Below are 16530 nucleotides of genomic sequence, written 5' to 3'. Positions count from 1 at the left end.
TGCGGGAAATCTGCACGTACGGTTTGATGAGAGGTCGGAGGGCGAAATCCCTCCTCCTACTCTACTTTCCATTTGTATATCACTCCCTAAAATGTCTTTTTCTATGTAATTTTTTGTTCAGTAATATCTCATATTAATGAAGAAGGTTCATCTTTCAGCAATTTTTATTTTACCATACAATTCAAACGCTGATTTACTAGAGACTATTTTAAAATCAACAATGATCAGTGGTTTGATCTCCATCGTAATTCAAGTAAGTTGTGATGAACGGTACATGTGGTGTATTACTGAAGTTTTCAGGGAAAGCATGTTATAATTGGAGAAATTCGAGTGAAAAATCTGAACGGATGAGGTGTGTTGATATGAAATTAGAAGTTACTAATGAAGCTGCAGATTGGTATATAGAAGAAATGGGCTTGGAATCAGGAAGTTTCATCCAATTTTTCCCTAAAATATACGGTGGTATTCCAACGGCTCATTCGAATTATTTCCTGGGGATTTCGGTTGGGGATACGGGAAGAATCGGCATTAACACTGAAGTAAAAGGGATAACCTTTTATTTTGATGAAAAGGATGCATGGTTTTTGGATGACTATAATCTGAAGGTTGACATGGGAGAAGCTGAAGTAGAATATATTTTTATTGAGAAGTAAACAGCTAGTATGTGTTTTTAAGAAAAGAGTAGATAATATAATTTTTTTGCCAGCCACAGTGGTTTTTCGCTGTGGCCTTTTAAATAAATGGTGTCAGATTTAAACGATGAGCTATGCTGCTATTTTTTCGGTATACATTTTGCTGTATTATACCTCTCTAATTAGTAAATAGTATCCATAAACACTTTTTTGCTACTACAATTAACTTATCACGACATAAAAGTTATTGAATTGGATACTTCTAAACAAGCGAGGATGAAAACGATTTGAATCAGAACCTGCAAATAAAAAAGCCAGTAATTTTATTAAATATTGATTCATTGATGCCAGAACCACTTGAAATAGCTGTCCAAACCGGACGTGCTCCTGCCTTACAATTTTTGATGGAAAATGGTACTTATTTTTCTAATGTGGTCAGTTCATTCCCCACAATGTCGGTAACAATTGACAGCAGTCTATTAACAGGCACTTATGCTAACAAACATCATATACCGGGACTAAACTGGTTCCATGATTCCGAAAAAAAAATCATTAACTATGGAACGGGTTTTAGGGAAACCTTTAGGTTAGGGATGCGGCGAACGGTTCATAATATGCTTTATCGATTAAATAATGAGCATTTAAGTGGTGAAGTTACTACTATTTATGAGGAATTGGCTGATAGGGGTATTGCTTCTGCTTCCATTAATTCCTTTGTCTATCGAGGAAATAGTCCGAGAAGGCTTCAGGTTCCACGGTTATTTAGTGCATTAACTTATTTTGACGACGGTAAGTGGACAGCCAAAGCTACTTCTATCTTTTCGTTAGGGACTTTTTCAAAATTACGTTCTTGGAGTTTACCAACCCAAATTGCAGCTGGAAATTATAAATACACAGCCAGGGAACTTCGGTATTTAATTCGTAAAAAGAAGCTGCCAGCATTTACTTTTTGTATATTCCAGGATATGGATACTCGTTTACATTTTAAAGGACCGACTGATTTAAAAGGGATCACCAGGATTGATAAAGAGATTCAAAAAACATTAAACTTGTATTCAAGCTGGGAAGAAGCTTTGAAGCGAAATATATGGATGGTTATGGGGGATAATGGTCATTCCCCAACAGGTAGCAGTTATCGAAACGTTGTCATTGATTTACGAAAAATACTAAAAAAATTCCGTATTGCACGAATCAACCGTCCTATTCATAAAAAAGATCAAATCGTTCTAAGTGTAAACCAGCGGATGGCCTATATTTACGTGCTGGATAAACAACTTCCAATGTCCACAGTTGTTGAACGGCTAAAAAAGGATCGGCGGATTGATATCCTTGCATGGAAGAATGAAGACTTTATTCACATTGAATCCGGCTTGCAAGAAGATAACTTGCGCTTTTGCCCGAACGGAGAGTATATGGATGTATATAATCAGTCTTGGAAGGTGGAAGGGGATTTTAAGCTACTGGATTTGAACCTGTCAAAGGACAAAACGCTTGTCTATGGGGATTATCCAGATGCGTTAGCGCGGGTGTATGGAGCGCTTCACTCCCATTCAGGTCGTTTCATTGTGGTTAATGCCAAACCAGGCTGTGATTTTAAAGCTCAATCTACGCCATACCATCTTGCAGGAGCAGCGCACGGTTCATTGCACAAACAAGAATCACTTGTACCTTTAATAATTGCAGGTACTTCCGCTAAACCAATTTTTCCGCGCCTTGTTGATTTGAAAGAGCTGATATTGCGGTTGGTTCTTCAATCAAATAAGTAGTCAAAAAATGAACTGAGAGGCATCGTTTACTTTCAAAGTGATGACGTAGAATGATGCTGTTTAAAAAAATGTTAGTAATACCGATGCATCGTTTTTAAAAGAGAAAAGTATACGAGGTGAAAAACGATGGATAAGACTAAAGAATACAGAAAACTTAAGCTGAGTTTCCAATAGATTATCCTTATTTTCGCATTAGGTTTAATCATTTCATCAATTGTAGACTTTAATGCCATGGATAGAGCATCACTTTACTTACTATTAGGTATTTTATTTGCTGCTGAAAGCCTGTTTGGATTGTATAAAAATTTCGGTTCAATCCCATTTTGCGGGGAAGGTTGGATCAGTTGGTTTATTCGGAACCGGTGTAATGTGTATTTAAAGAAACAAACCTATTATTTTCCCCGTACGTTGTGAAAGATCCAAAATTTCAAGCAGAGATTGTCATATTGAAAATAGTTGAGATTAAAGAAAATTCTGGTTTGGGGTATGATGCCAAACCAGTTTTATTAGTGACTGACTACAAAACCTTACTCAAAAATGCCTTCGTCCGCTCATTTGTAGATTTATTAAATATAGTATCCGGTGTTCCTTCCTCCACAAGCTTCCCCTCGTCCATAAACAATACTCTATCTCCCATTTCTTTTGCAAATCCCATTTCATGTGTTACGACAACCATTGTCATTCCATCAAAAGCAAGCTGTTTCATGACATCCAGCACTTCTTTAACCATTTCCGGGTCAAGTGCGGAGGTCGGCTCATCAAATAACATGATCTTCGGCTGCATTGCGAGTGCTCTTGCAATTGCCACCCGCTGCATTTGCCCACCTGACAATTGCTCCGGATAGGCTTTAGCTTTATCAGCAAGACCAACCTTTTCAAGTAATTCAATTGCTAGATGATCCGCTTCTTTTGGATCCATTTTTCTAATTTTTTTTGGAGAAATGGTTATATTGTTCAGCACGTTCATATGGGGGAATAAATTAAATTGCTGAAACACCATACCTACCTCTTTACGAATTTCATTGATATCCGTACCTGGATCATTTACCTTTACACCATTGATAAAAATAGCACCATCAGTAATATCCTCCAGTAAATTTATACATCGGAGGAAAGTACTCTTTCCAGATCCACTTGGTCCAATGACACAAATGATTTCCTTTTCTTTTACTTCATAATCAATTCCTTTTAACACTTTCAACTGACCAAATGATTTATGCAGTCCTTCAATTTTAATCATCTGTTCCCCTTCCTATCTACGAACGACCGAATGTGAATATTCGTCTTCTTTGTGAAGGAACATAACTATTGCTAAAGCGTTTCTCTATATATGCTATGACCTTCGTAAATACAAATGTGAGCAATAAGTATAGAATAGCGACCGTAATATACGGCTCCCAGAACCGCGAATATGCTCCTGCAACAACCTTGCCTGCGTACAGCAAGTCATTTGCGGCAATAACCGTAACTAAGGATGAATCCTTCAATAATGCGATTAATTCATTTCCCAGTGGTGGAACCATTCGTCTAAAGGCTTGAGGCAATATGATGTTCTTCATTGCAACTCGACTTGGCATACCAAGGGATCTCGCTGCTTCCATTTGTCCTTTTTCAATCGACTGGATTCCTGCCCGGATGATTTCTGCGTTATAGGCTCCACAATTAAGCATTAGTGCAGTGGCTCCGGATATGAAATAACCGAGAGAATGACCAAAAATAGAAGGAATTACTGCAAGGTGAATAAGTAAAATCTGCACAAGCAATGGGGTACCACGGAAAAAGTCAACATAGTATTTACAAGGGTAGTAGATCCATTTCCGCTTGGACAGTTTTCCCATTCCAAGGAACAAACCAAGTATAATTCCGCCAAAGTAGCCAATTGCAGTCAGTCCGAGAGTAACCCATATCCCACGAATAAAAAGTTCTTTATAGTTCCAAATCATATCAAACCGTATATCTAAGAAATCGATGGTTGTCACCTCCTGAATGGAAAGTAAGCCTAATTTATGGTGTGTGTGAATACCATCTGATTACTCCACATCAAAACCGGTAATCTCCTTTAATTTTCCATTATCCTTTATTGTTTGAATACCTTCATTTAATAAATCCATGACTTCCGTGTTTCCTTGTTTAACCATTAATCCATAAAATTCCTTTTCAAAGCTATCGTCTTCAATTACTTTTAATTCCACATTTGGATTATTTTTTGTGTACTCATTAACAACAGAATTATCCCCTACAGCGGCATCGGCATTGCCGTTTAGCATTTCTTCTATAGCAAAAGGCATTGTTTCAGCTGCGACAATATTAGCACTGGTATTACCCAGTAAATCCTTTACAACGATATGTCCTGTTGTATTGATTTGAACAGATACCCGTTTATCCTCAAGGTCGGCATATTCTGTGATATCTGTATCTTCAGGTACGAGAATGACTTGATTTGCTACATAATATGGGTCTGTGAAATCAAAGGATTCCTTTCGTTCATCCGTAATCGTAATGGATGACACCGCAAAATCGACTTCTTCGTTGTCTACCGCAGGAAATAACGGCTCCCAGCCAATATTTTTAAATTCCACTTCAAAGCCGGCTGCATCTGCAATCGCTTTCACAATATCGATATCGATACCGACAATATTTCCGTCTTCATCCATATACTCCATCGGTGCATATGTCGCATCTGTTCCAACTACCAGTTTTTGATTACCGTCAGCTGAATCTCCCTCCTCTGAGGATGCTGTATTGGAATCCTCACCACAGGCAAACAATAGCAAACTTAAACTTAATAATAGAATCCCAACTGACCAAAAACGTATTTTCTTCATCGCAAACCCTTCCCCCTCTATTAGGTTCTTTACTAATAATCATCACCGGTGAGTGAATTTTTTAACACTTCTGATGATTATTATAATTATAAACAAGTAAATAATAGATTGCAATAAAATTATGATAAAATTGTACTAGTATATTTTTAAATGGAGAAACATAGAAAGAATTCTGTGGAAAAAGGTGTATGGCTTCTACATTAGAATGTAACGGTATTCCATGATATAATTATCATGGATTTATTATAAAATATACTAGATTTCAACTGTGTTTTATCTAACATTGATGGAGGATATATAATGAGAAACAAAGAAAAACCCGCTTCACAAAAGGGGGGTAACGAGTCTATTACTATGCCAAATACAACGCTGATTGCTGATCTTATCTCACTATTTAAAGCAAGAGTTTTAATCCTAAACGTATTGCCTGTCTTTGCCGGATTCTGGCTGGCACTTTATTTTACCAATTCTTCCTTTATTGATCATTGGGAGGAATTTTTACTAACTATTGTAGGAAGTACACTCGTCATGGCAGGTGCACTTATTCTTAATAACTGGTACGATGTTGATATCGATACTGTCATGGATCGAACGAAGCTTCGTCCTACAGTAACTGGTAATTTTTCACTAAAAACCGTTTTAGCAACGGGAATTATTACTACAATTCTTGGCTTTATTCTATTATTTTTTATCACATTTGAAACGGTTATTTATGCATTTATTGGCTGGTTTATTTATGTTATTTTGTATACAATGTGGTCTAAACGAAGGTATACACTTAATACAGTAATTGGTAGTCTTTCCGGTGCAGTAACTCCTTTAATTGGCTGGGCAGCAATTGATTCTGCTTATCATGTGGTGCCAATTGTTTTATTTTTAATTTTATTTATTTGGCAAATGCCGCATACATTTGCAATTGCGATTAAAAAATATAAAGAATATAAAGCGGCGGGTGTTGCGATGCTTCCCGTTGTATATGGAATAAATGTAACAAAACGCCAAATGGTGGTTTATGTCGCAAGTCTGCTTCCTTTACCATTCTTTTTATCAGCACTCGGCACTACATTTATCGTCATTATTACAATCCTCAATGTCGGTTGGTTAATCCTCGGTTTGGCGGGGTTTTTTACCGAGAAAAACTGGAAATGGGCCCATATGAATTTTCTTTACTCTGTAAATTATTTAACGATATTGTTTATATTGACGATCATTGTAACAATACCTAAGTAACGGTATTCTGAAAGAAGTATGTCCAAAAATAATATAAAGTGATATAATTGTATCAGAATATACGGATATTTAGGATGTTTATTAAAAAAATGGAGGCACACAATGGCTACAATCAATAAAGGAGCAAGTAAATTTTACGTTGGGGATGATATAAAGGATCCATTAGCAGAAATTACATTTGTAGAAAACGGGGATAATCGATTGGTTATTGATCATACCTATGTGTCGGACGAGCTTCGAGGTCAAGGGATTGCCGGTAAGTTAGTTGAACAGGTGGTTGTATACGCCAGGGAGAAAGGGAAAAAAATCCACCCTTTATGTCCGTATGCAAAAAGGAAATTAGAGAACATCCCAGCATTTCATGATGTGCTGGAGCAGAAATAGTATACTAATGTAAAAATCAGGATATCTCAAATAGGGAGGTTCTGATTTTTTTGTATTTACTAAAAAATTATAAAAGGGAATAATTACAGGGAGATTAAAATATCATGTATCTAACCATCCAGGAAACTGCTGAATATTTATCCATCGAAGCATACAAAATCAAAGCCCTTGTACTGCAGGGACGCATTCGTGCCATTCATGATGGAGAGCAGTGTTTAATTAATAAAGAACAATTTACCACGCATTTGGAACAAGTAGAAAAATATCAAAGAATGATCCAGGAATATCTAAATGAACCGATTCCCGAAGATATTGATGTAAAGGATGAGGATTAGGTTGCAATCAGGATAATTTAACTTTAATGTTAAGGAAAGCTGTCATTATTAAAAGACCAGTTAACTTAACATTTTTTTAGGTGAAGGAGATAAACATGTCTAAAAAACACAATACAAGAAACAAGAAGCAAGCGAATTCGCTCATATATACAGTCAGAAAGCAGCAGGAATTACTGCCTTTTTTACAGGAAGCTATGTCCAATCGCAGCCGTAATTCAGTGAAATCCATCCTTACACGTGGACAGGTAACCGTGGATGATCATATTGAAACAAAACATAATTATCCATTGCAGGCGGGTCAGACTGTTACGATTTTGAAAAATAAAGCTGCTGTAAAAGAAAATGCTTTAATCGGCATGTCTATTTTATATGAGGATGACGATATCATTGTAATCAATAAAGAGGCTGGCTTGCTGTCCATAGCTACAGAAAAGGAAAAAAGGCAAACGGCACATCATCAATTGATGGAATATGTCAGACTAGAGAATCCACAAAACAGAATTTTTGTTGTTCATCGTTTGGATAAAGATACGTCAGGGGTGATGATGTTTGCTAAAAGTGAGCAGGTAAAGCGCACCTTGCAAAATAATTGGAAGACGATTGTAAAAGAACGATCCTATGCTGCACTTGTAGAGGGAAAAGTTGCCAAGGAAAAAGGCTATATCTCGTCATGGCTACGTGAAAGTAAAACCCATTTAGTGTATTCAAGCCAAACGAAAAATGATGGTCTGCATGCGGTCACCCGCTATAAAGTTATCCAATCCAACCAAGATTATTCCTTACTTGAAGTACAGCTTGAGACAGGGCGAAAAAACCAAATTCGTGTCCATATGCAGGATTTAGGCTATCCGGTCGTTGGTGATAAAAAATATGGCTCAAAGACAAAAGAAATCGGCAGACTGGGATTGCATGCGAAGGTATTGTCATTTAACCACCCGACGACAGAACAGTTATTACTTTTTAAAGCAGATGTGCCGAAATCATTTTTGGCAAAATCAAAATTGGAGAAAAATTGAAAAAGTAGTTGCATCTCTCGTAACGTAACCCTGTATAATGAAAATAATCATTCATGGGGGAGGTTGTTTCATGTATTCAATAGGAAAGCTTTCTAAACTAAGTAATGTAACGATTCGAGCATTGAGATATTATGATGAGATCGGGCTATTACCACCTACTAGTATCGGTGAGGGTGGACGTCGTTATTATGATAATGAAGCTGTTTCCAAGCTGCATAATATCATATTTTTAAAAGAACTGGGATTTGAACTGGAGACCATTCACGAAATACTGGCAGATCAAATAAAATCCGCCAAAGATTTACTGCAAATAAGATTGGAAGTCATCCAAGCGGAAGAAAAACAGCTTCAAAAATCAAAGGAAAAAATACAGGCAATCATACAGCTGATGGAATTAAATAGGGATGATGACTGGCAAGCTATTTTCAATACATTTACCGATGCAAAAAGTGACAAACAGAAAATAATAGCGAACTGGAACAAGTATTTTACCGAAGAAGAGCAGGATATTTTGAATGATCTTCCACAAATTGGTAAGAATCATGAGGAAGTTGAAAAATGGACAGCACTTATAAATGATATACGATTGCATATTCATAAGGAACCCTCGTCACAAGTTGCCCAGCATTTGGCGAAAAGGTGGATGGACCTGGTAGATCACCTGTTCAAAGGCGATCAAAAACTTTCTCAAAAAGTTTGGCATCTTAATTGGGAAAAGAAAGAAAATTTGGGTTTGTACGAATTTGATCCGGAAATTATCGATTTTATGAGAAAGGCTTATGAATATTATTTCACCCATGGACAAGCAGGTGAAAGCCGATGAATAGAAAGCTTGTTTTTCTGGATTTAATTTGCTATGCGGCAATTCCCTATTTGATCTGGACCCATGGAAGAGAACCACTTGGGGATTATCTTGCAATCCTTTTATCAACAGTTCCCGGATTTATTTATACGATTTACCGATTTATAATGGAAAAACAGTTTAATATAGCTGGAATATTTATCATTGGTTCGCTATTCATTAGTACAACTGTAAATTTATTATCATCTTCAGCTGAAAATATGCTATGGAATCAGGTTTATTTAGGTTTTGGTTATGTTATTGTCTATTTATTATCAATATTATTTAGAAAGCCATTAGCACTCTATTTTTCTGTCGATTGGGCATATATACAAGGATATCCACGAGAAGATAGTAAAAGATTGTTCCAGACGAAGGGAATTTTTAAATGGTATCAGCTGTTGACATTGCTATTTGTCGTCCGTGGAATTTTCCAAAATGGACTAAAAGGCTGGCTCATCCTTACATATGGTGCAGATAGCTATGGAAAAATGCTTATCTATATGAATATAAGCGGGTGGACGTTTAGTATATTGATTGCCTTGGGTTTTCTGTTGATTTATATTAAAATAAATAATTATCTCAAAGGACAGAATCAATTGCAACCTGGTGCAGCAGTCAATAATGATACAGATTAAAGAAAGGGAATATGCATGTTGAAATACATAGGTTTTACGATCATTTTTATCGGGGTTTATTTCCTTTTGCAAATTGGAACCGGCTTTGTTTCTACCTTGTTTTATACCCCGGATATTCAGAAGGTGATGGAAACAGGGTCAGTTTTTTCAGGCAAAATAGAATTTGGGAACACCGATCCAGTTCTTGTTATCCCCTTTGTGATCATCTCATTCTGCGTGGCTATGGCTGTAATAAAGGTATTTAAGAAAATAGCTAAAGGATGAGCGGAAATTCCACTCATCTTTAAAATGGAGCCTTTTCCACAACTCTACCTTTTCTGCCTTCCGTAGTTTCTGCATTTTTTAACGAATTGATAATCGCTTCTTCTGTTGTCTCAATAACAGCTTGAAATAATTGATTCATTACAGGGTGGTCATCACGCAGATAATTTCCATACTGCATGGGTGTTTTCGCATGATGTTCATAGGGATTGGCAGTTGAAAATGCTATGGCTATGTCCCCACTGCCATTATCAATGTGACTTCCAGTTCGTCCAAGCCCAGCTGTACAGCGCTTTGCAAGACGTTTTAGCTGTCGGTCATAAAGTGGTGCATCTGTTGCAATGATCATCATGATTGAACCATCCGGTGTATCTATTTTTATTTTATCAAAATCAGTAAATAGTGCTTCTTCTCTTTTCCCAAAATTGCTCAGGACAAGGCAGCCAACGGTGTAATTTTCCTTTCCTGAGGTTATGACACGTGAAGCTGTTCCAATTCCACCTTTGTAGTTAAAGCAAACCATTCCTTTTCCGGCTCCCACAGCTCCTTCTTCGACAGGATCACCCGTAGCATTTTTAATTGCTTGAATGGCATGTTCAGGTGTTACTGCTTGCTGACGAACAGTGTTCAAATAGCTGTCATTGCATTCCCCTACAACTATATTAATCGAGCTTGTTGTATCACCAATTTCCTTCGTAGTATCCATCATATATTGCAATGTTCCCTGTAGGACGGATCCTACACTAAAGGTATTTGTCAGCATGATTGGTGCTTCCAATAGCCCCAGCTCTTCTATTTGTACAAGTCCAGTTGTTTTACCATATCCATTGATGACAGTGCTGCCTGCACGAGCTTTTTTATTAAAAAGATTTTCCCCATGTGGGAGGATTGCTGTAACTCCTGTACAAATTGTATTTTCCTCATCAATTTTTTCATATAAAGTGACATGGCCGACCGTAACGCCTTTGACATCGGTGATACAATTAGCTATTCCTTTTTGCAGCATATTGAACAATCCTTTCTAGAGATATGTAGTTATTAATGGTCACATTTTTGATTAGTTTAATTGTACATAATAAAGTTTAGCAAATAAAGGATATAGATATAAAGTGAAACTTCATTTGTGGGGTCCCTTCCTCCCCCACCTTCACGTTTGGGATTTCTCACGCTTGGAGGTGGGGGTAATACAGCCCGTTAATGCGTGATAAAATACTGTGTTGTCATAGTAGGTGGAATCAACCGGTAATAATATCCAAATCTTAACATTTGCACTTTTTTTTTATATGCGATATAACAAAGATACAATTTCATATTTGAATTTCCTTCGGGGTCGGGTGAAATTCCCAATCGACGGTGTTGAAGCAATGCTTCTTAGTCCGTGACCCGTGCGGTTTTAAACCAAGCGGTGGATCTGGTGAAACTCCAGAGCCGACAGTTATAGTCTGGATGGGAGAAGGAATTTTAGGCAAGCATTTTTTAATAGGATAACTGTTTTTTTTTTTTGCATGTAAGAAAGTATCACTACTTTCATACTGCATAAGTTCTAATACTTTATTTTAATATACCTATTTTCAATCTATTGCTTGCAATATAAAATTCTAGCCTTATGCCTCTGAAGCCAATTCAGGGGCTTTTTGATATTTACTAAAGGGAGGAGGAAGTTCAAGGAATTATTAATATAAGAAAGGAAGAGGCGCATGTTTACTGGGATCATTGAAGACATCGGCACAGTGAAAAAGATACAAAAAGTTTCAGATCATGCAGTTGAAATGATAATTAATTCGACAAAGGTTACAGAAGATATAAATATTGGTGACAGCATTTCGGTAAATGGAATCTGTTTGACAGTTACGGAGTTTACTTCTGATACTTTTAGTTTAGATGCGATGCCGGAAACGATTAAATCAACGTCATTACAGACATTGAAAACAGGCTCAAAAGTAAATTTGGAAAGAGCGATGGCTGCTAACGGCAGGTTTGGCGGGCATTTTGTCTCTGGTCATGTCGATGGCACAGGGAAAATTACCGGGAAGCGTAAACAGGAAAATGCGATTTACTATGATATCGAAATACCTGAGGAGCTTGCGGGATTTTTATTGCATAAAGGATCCATTACAGTTGACGGAATCAGCCTGACTATTTTTAGTATAGATCGAAATATATTTACGATCTCACTTATTCCACATACGGTGTCAGAAACTATTCTTGGTGACAAAGGTCAAGGTGATGTTGTAAATATTGAATGTGATATGTTAGCAAAATATGTTCAAAATATGCTTAAAAAACCATATTCACAGGAAAAAGAAGGAATGAGCAAAGTATTTCTTCAAAATAATGGGTTCTTGTAATGAGAGGAGGAAATCAGATGTTTTATACAATCAAAGAAGCAATAAGTGATTTAAAAATGGGTAAACCAATCATTGTTATAGATGACGAAAATAGAGAAAATGAGGGCGATCTTGTGGCACTTTCGGAAAAGGCGACACCCGAAATGATTAATTTTATGATCACCTATGGAAAAGGACTTGTTTGTACAACGATTCAAGCAGACCATGCCGATAAAATGGGGCTGTCCTTAATGACTGATCAAAGTACAGACCCATTAGGTACGGCTTTTACAATCACAATTGATCATATGGATACAACGACAGGTATTAGTGCGTATGAACGCGCTAAAACAATTCAGGCATTGACAAATCCAAATGCGAAGCCAGCAGATTTCAAACGACCTGGGCATGTCTTTCCTTTAGTGGCTAAAGCTGGAGGTGTTTTGAGCAGACGTGGCCATACGGAAGCTTCTGTTGACTTGGCAAAATTGAGTGGTGCTTTTCCATCGGGTGTAATTTGTGAAATTATTAAAGAGGATGGAACAATGGCCCGTGTGCCTGATTTAATGCAAATGTCTAAAAAATTTAACTTAAAAATGATTACGATTGAATCATTAGTTGAATACCAGAAAGAATTAACGCATAAAATCCATAATTAAATGAAGGAGACAAATAGCATGGGAAAAGTGTTTGAAGGAAATTTAGTTGGAACGAATTTAAAAATAGGAATTGTTGTAGCGAGATTCAATAATTTTATTACGAGTAAATTGTTGGACGGGGCTACAGATACATTAAAACGACATGGTGTTGCCGAGGAGAATATTGATATTGCTTGGGTTCCAGGAGCTTTTGAAATTCCACTAATCGCCAACAAAATGGCGGTAAACCCTGCCTATGACGCTGTAATTACATTAGGAACTGTGATTAGAGGATCAACGCCACATTTTGATTACGTTTGTAACGAAGCAGCAAAGGGTATTTCTAACGCAGCTGCTCATTCAGGCAAGCCAGTAATTTTTGGTGTGTTAACAACAGAAACAATCGAACAGGCAATCGAACGTGCTGGAACAAAAGCAGGGAATAAAGGAGCTGAAGCCGCTGTATCAGCAATTGAAATGGCAAATATAGTGAAAAACATGGATATGTTATAGAAGAAAGAATAAGCCTAACCGAAAATATGTAGTGCAGGACTATTGATTTATTTTATATCTTCTGGTACTTTAGAATTAGAAGTGAATATAGATCACATGTTACTGTTAGATCAGGCATGGTGGTAGCAAGGAAATTCTGCGAAGGGATTTTCTATACCTCCATGTCTTTTTTGTGTATTCGCTTATAGAAAGACAGGGTATGCAAATAATATCATCAAAAACAATTAAGGAGAGATAAAATGGCTTTTAATTTTTTCAAAAAGTCCAAGCAACCTTCAGATATGAAATTAGTCGCACCTGTAAATGGAGATATTATCCCGCTTGAAGACGTTCCAGATCCGGTATTCAGTGAAAAAATGATGGGGGAAGGAATTGCGGTGATACCAACAGATGGAAAATTTCATTCGCCAGTTGATGGTAAGGTTGTGCAAGTTCCTGAAACAAAGCATGCAATTGGGATTGAAGCGGAGGATGGCACCGAAATCCTTATTCATATAGGCCTGGAGACAGTTGCATTAAAAGGAGTGGGCTTTGAAACAGCAGTTAAGACAGGTGATAAAATAACTGTCGGACAGCTGCTGGTTGAGGCTGATTTGGATTATATTAAGGAGCATGCTAAAAGCATTGTCACTCCTATTGTGATTACCAACAGCATGAATAGTAATAAAAAATATACGATGACAGTGGACAAAACAGCAAGAAGCAAGGAAACTACACTAATGATTGTCTCGGAATAGAGGAAGTGTCTTGAATGAAGATAACCAAGATCTTAAATAATAATGCTGTAGTTGTCTTGGATGAACATGAAGAAAAGATCGCTATTGGAGGTGGAGTAGGTTTTAACAAAGGGAAAAATGATGTGGTGAACATGGCCAAAATTGAAAAGCTTTTTGTGTTGAAGGAAAATCAAAAGCTGCAGCAATTATTTGCCCGCATTCCGGAAGAGCATATTTTGATAGCGGAAGAAATTATTGCGTACGCTGAACATTTTCTGCACACAAAACTGGATGAACATATCCGTCTTGCTCTTACTGATCATCTTTCCTTTGCAATTGAAAGAGAGAAAAAGGGAATACATTTGAAAAACAAGCTGCTTCAAGAGGTTAAGGTATTGTACAAGAAGGAATTTGAAATTGGCCTTTGGAGTATTCAGCATGTAAAAGAAAGATTGCATATCACGTTGCCTGTTGATGAAGCAGCGTTTATTGCACTTCATATTCACGCAATGAAGATTCAGGGAGGTGATTTACATGAAATAGTACGGTTAACCTCTATTTTGAAGGATATGATGAAAGCGATTAACGATTCTTTGGATATTACAGTAGATGAAGATGATATCGCATATGAGCGTCTTATTACTCATTTACGCTTTGCTATTATGAGGCTTAAATCCAATGATCTTCACACCATGGATGAGGAGATGTTCAAAATGCTGCAGATGAAATTTCCGCTTGCATACAATTGTGCAAAAAAGGTAGCAGACAAACTTGTGACAAAACATGGAATAAATCTTCCGGAAGAAGAGTTAGGTTACATTACACTGCATATTGAAAGGTTAAGAAGTATGCAGTCTTGAATTACTATCAATTTAAATTTTTAGGAGGAAAAAGAGATGAAAACTTATTTTCAGCGAATTGGTCGTTCCTTGATGCTGCCTGTGGCTGTATTACCGGCTGCGGCAATATTAATGGGGATCGGCTATTGGATTGATCCATCTGGATGGGGAGAAGGAAATGTCATTGCGGCATTCTTAATTAAAGCAGGTTCTTCCATTATCGATAGTATACCGATTTTATTTGCTGTTGGACTGGCTTTGGGAATGTCAAAAACAAAAGATGGAGCTGCGGCACTAGCTGGGCTTGTTGGATTCCTAGTAGTAACAACACTCCTCTCTACAGATACTGTCGCATTGCTGCAATCAGTGGAACCGGAGAACGTAAATGCAGCCTTTGCAAATATTGATAACGCCTTTATAGGAATACTTTCTGGTATCGTTGCATCTGTTATGTATAACCGCTACAGTGAAGTGAAATTACCGGATGCATTGGCATTCTTCAGTGGGAAGCGTCTTGTCCCAATTATGACTGCTGCGTCTATGCTGGTTATGTCTGCTATATTATTCTTTGTATGGCCAGTTGTATATTCTGGTCTGGTTTCATTTGGAACTGCAATCAGTAACTTAGAATTTATCGGTGCAGGTTTATACGGATTCTTTAATAGATTATTAATTCCAACAGGATTGCACCATGCTTTAAATTCTGTGTTTTGGTTTGATGTTGCTGGAATAAATGATATAGGTAATTTCTGGGCAGGAACTGGTGAAAAAGGTGTTACCGGAATGTATCAGGCTGGATTCTTCCCTGTTATGATGTTTGGACTGCCAGCAGCGGCTTTAGCCATGTATCACACAGCTAAAACGAAAAGGAGAAAGCAAGTGGCATCCCTAATGCTTGCAGCAGGTGTGGCAGCATTCTTTACAGGGGTTACAGAGCCACTTGAATTCTCATTTATGTTTGTTGCTCCAGCACTTTATGTAGTACATGCTGTATTAACCGGTTTTTCTTTGGCAATAGCTGCATTTTTCCAGTGGACAGCAGGATTTGGCTTTAGTGCAGGGTTAGTTGACTTTGTTTTAAGTATGAGACTGCCATTGGCGAATCAGCCATATATGCTTATTGTTCAAGGTCTAGTATTTGCGGTGATTTATTATTTCTTATTCCGTTTCTTAATCGTTAAATTTAACATTACAACACCAGGAAGGGAAGAGGAAACAGCAGATTTAGCTGATGAAGAAACAGTTGAAGGCGAATTGACTGAAACAAAAGGAAAAGATCGTTTTGCAGTAATGGGTGAATCTATTTATGAAGGACTTGGCGGTCAGGAAAATGTTACTTCTATCGATAATTGTACAACTCGCCTGCGAATTGAAGTAAAAGATATGGATGCAGTTGACCAAGACAAGATTAAATCCACAAATGTTCCAGGTATTAATATTGTTGGGAAGCATAGTATACAGGTAATTGTTGGAACAAGCGTACAATTTGTTGCGGACGAGATCAATAAAATTCATCACAAGCAAAAAAAATGATAAAGCAAAATCAAGCTGGGAATGTAGGCGTAATCC

18 protein-coding genes, 1 pseudogene and 1 riboswitch are annotated in these 16530 nt (G+C 37.2%); of the genes and pseudogenes, 15 read left to right on the top strand and 4 right to left on the bottom strand.

Annotated features, from left to right (window positions below):
- The first annotated feature begins 362 nt into the window (after nucleotides 1–362).
- Together AC6HVZ_RS11585 and AC6HVZ_RS11580 are read left to right on the top strand one after the other, a co-directional pair.
- Complete coding sequence (locus AC6HVZ_RS11585; protein ID WP_497558323.1) at nucleotides 363–653, top strand: HesB/YadR/YfhF family protein; 291 nt, start codon at nucleotides 363–365, stop codon at nucleotides 651–653.
- Between the two features lie 266 nt (nucleotides 654–919).
- Entirely contained in the window at nucleotides 920–2398 is a 1479-nt protein-coding gene (locus AC6HVZ_RS11580) for an alkaline phosphatase family protein (protein WP_497558322.1), read from the top strand.
- Nucleotides 2399–2915: 517 nt separating this feature from the next.
- Here the strand turns inward: AC6HVZ_RS11580 and AC6HVZ_RS11575 are convergent.
- The 3 genes from AC6HVZ_RS11575 to AC6HVZ_RS11565 form a co-directional block, all read right to left on the bottom strand.
- The gene (locus AC6HVZ_RS11575) at nucleotides 2916–3638 is read right to left on the bottom strand and encodes an amino acid ABC transporter ATP-binding protein (RefSeq protein WP_497558321.1); all 723 of its coding nucleotides are present in this window, start codon (nucleotides 3636–3638) and stop codon (nucleotides 2916–2918) included.
- A 16-nt stretch (nucleotides 3639–3654) separates the two neighbouring features.
- Nucleotides 3655–4341 (bottom strand): amino acid ABC transporter permease, encoded by a 687-nt coding sequence (locus AC6HVZ_RS11570; RefSeq protein ID WP_497558320.1) that lies wholly within the window; start codon nucleotides 4339–4341, stop codon nucleotides 3655–3657.
- 87 nt (nucleotides 4342–4428) lie between these two features.
- Entirely contained in the window at nucleotides 4429–5223 is a 795-nt protein-coding gene (locus AC6HVZ_RS11565; RefSeq protein WP_497558319.1) for a basic amino acid ABC transporter substrate-binding protein, read from the bottom strand.
- A 300-nt stretch (nucleotides 5224–5523) separates the two neighbouring features.
- Here AC6HVZ_RS11565 and cyoE point away from each other — a divergent pair, with 300 nt between their 5' ends.
- From cyoE to AC6HVZ_RS11530, 7 genes are all read left to right on the top strand, one after another.
- Entirely contained in the window at nucleotides 5524–6453 is a 930-nt protein-coding gene (cyoE, locus tag AC6HVZ_RS11560; protein WP_497558318.1) for a heme o synthase, read from the top strand.
- A 102-nt stretch (nucleotides 6454–6555) separates the two neighbouring features.
- Nucleotides 6556–6837: a GNAT family N-acetyltransferase gene (locus AC6HVZ_RS11555; protein ID WP_497558317.1), complete on the top strand. Its 282-nt coding sequence runs from the start codon at nucleotides 6556–6558 to the stop codon at nucleotides 6835–6837.
- 104 nt (nucleotides 6838–6941) lie between these two features.
- Nucleotides 6942–7172: an excisionase family DNA-binding protein gene (locus AC6HVZ_RS11550; RefSeq protein WP_497558316.1), complete on the top strand. Its 231-nt coding sequence runs from the start codon at nucleotides 6942–6944 to the stop codon at nucleotides 7170–7172.
- A 95-nt stretch (nucleotides 7173–7267) separates the two neighbouring features.
- Nucleotides 7268–8188, top strand: coding sequence for an RluA family pseudouridine synthase (locus tag AC6HVZ_RS11545; RefSeq protein ID WP_497558315.1), 921 nt, complete (start codon nucleotides 7268–7270; stop codon nucleotides 8186–8188).
- Between the two features lie 70 nt (nucleotides 8189–8258).
- A complete protein-coding gene (locus AC6HVZ_RS11540; RefSeq protein ID WP_497558314.1) occupies nucleotides 8259–9011 on the top strand; it encodes a MerR family transcriptional regulator in 753 nt (250 codons plus the stop codon).
- Nucleotides 9008–9667 carry a VC0807 family protein gene (locus AC6HVZ_RS11535; RefSeq protein WP_497558313.1) on the top strand — a complete coding sequence of 220 codons (660 nt, stop codon included), beginning with the start codon at nucleotides 9008–9010 and terminating at the stop codon, nucleotides 9665–9667. Before AC6HVZ_RS11540 ends, AC6HVZ_RS11535 begins: the two co-directional genes overlap by 4 nt.
- Nucleotides 9668–9685: 18 nt before the next feature.
- Nucleotides 9686–9931, top strand: a complete 246-nt coding sequence (locus AC6HVZ_RS11530; protein WP_497558312.1) for a hypothetical protein — start codon at nucleotides 9686–9688, stop codon at nucleotides 9929–9931.
- A gap of 19 nt (nucleotides 9932–9950) precedes the next feature.
- Here the strand turns inward: AC6HVZ_RS11530 and AC6HVZ_RS11525 are convergent, their stop codons facing one another.
- Nucleotides 9951–10934: a DmpA family aminopeptidase gene (locus AC6HVZ_RS11525; protein WP_497558311.1), complete on the bottom strand. Its 984-nt coding sequence runs from the start codon at nucleotides 10932–10934 to the stop codon at nucleotides 9951–9953.
- A gap of 310 nt (nucleotides 10935–11244) precedes the next feature.
- Nucleotides 11245–11390, top strand: a riboswitch (FMN riboswitch).
- A 235-nt stretch (nucleotides 11391–11625) separates the two neighbouring features.
- Between AC6HVZ_RS11525 and ribE the strand changes: the two genes are divergently transcribed.
- From ribE to nagE, 6 genes and pseudogenes are all read left to right on the top strand, one after another.
- Complete coding sequence (gene ribE, locus AC6HVZ_RS11520) at nucleotides 11626–12276, top strand: riboflavin synthase (protein WP_497558310.1); 651 nt, start codon at nucleotides 11626–11628, stop codon at nucleotides 12274–12276.
- Nucleotides 12277–12293: 17 nt separating this feature from the next.
- A pseudogene (ribB, locus tag AC6HVZ_RS11515) lies at nucleotides 12294–12884 on the top strand (3,4-dihydroxy-2-butanone-4-phosphate synthase); the annotation flags it as partial.
- Nucleotides 12885–12932: 48 nt separating this feature from the next.
- On the top strand, nucleotides 12933–13406 hold the full coding sequence (ribH, locus tag AC6HVZ_RS11510) for a 6,7-dimethyl-8-ribityllumazine synthase (protein ID WP_497558309.1): 474 nt from the start codon (nucleotides 12933–12935) through the stop codon (nucleotides 13404–13406).
- Nucleotides 13407–13645: 239 nt separating this feature from the next.
- The gene (locus AC6HVZ_RS11505; RefSeq protein ID WP_497558308.1) at nucleotides 13646–14143 is read left to right on the top strand and encodes a PTS sugar transporter subunit IIA; all 498 of its coding nucleotides are present in this window, start codon (nucleotides 13646–13648) and stop codon (nucleotides 14141–14143) included.
- Nucleotides 14144–14157: 14 nt separating this feature from the next.
- Nucleotides 14158–14982, top strand: a complete 825-nt coding sequence (locus AC6HVZ_RS11500) for a PRD domain-containing protein (protein ID WP_497558307.1) — start codon at nucleotides 14158–14160, stop codon at nucleotides 14980–14982.
- Nucleotides 14983–15018: 36 nt separating this feature from the next.
- Complete coding sequence (nagE, locus tag AC6HVZ_RS11495) at nucleotides 15019–16494, top strand: N-acetylglucosamine-specific PTS transporter subunit IIBC (RefSeq protein WP_497558306.1); 1476 nt, start codon at nucleotides 15019–15021, stop codon at nucleotides 16492–16494.
- The last annotated feature ends 36 nt before the right edge of the window (nucleotides 16495–16530 follow it).

This window comes from Oceanobacillus sp. NCCP-135, assembly GCF_059698015.1.
Note: the sequence above shows the minus strand (reverse complement) of the source record. Positions and strands in the feature narration are given on the sequence as shown.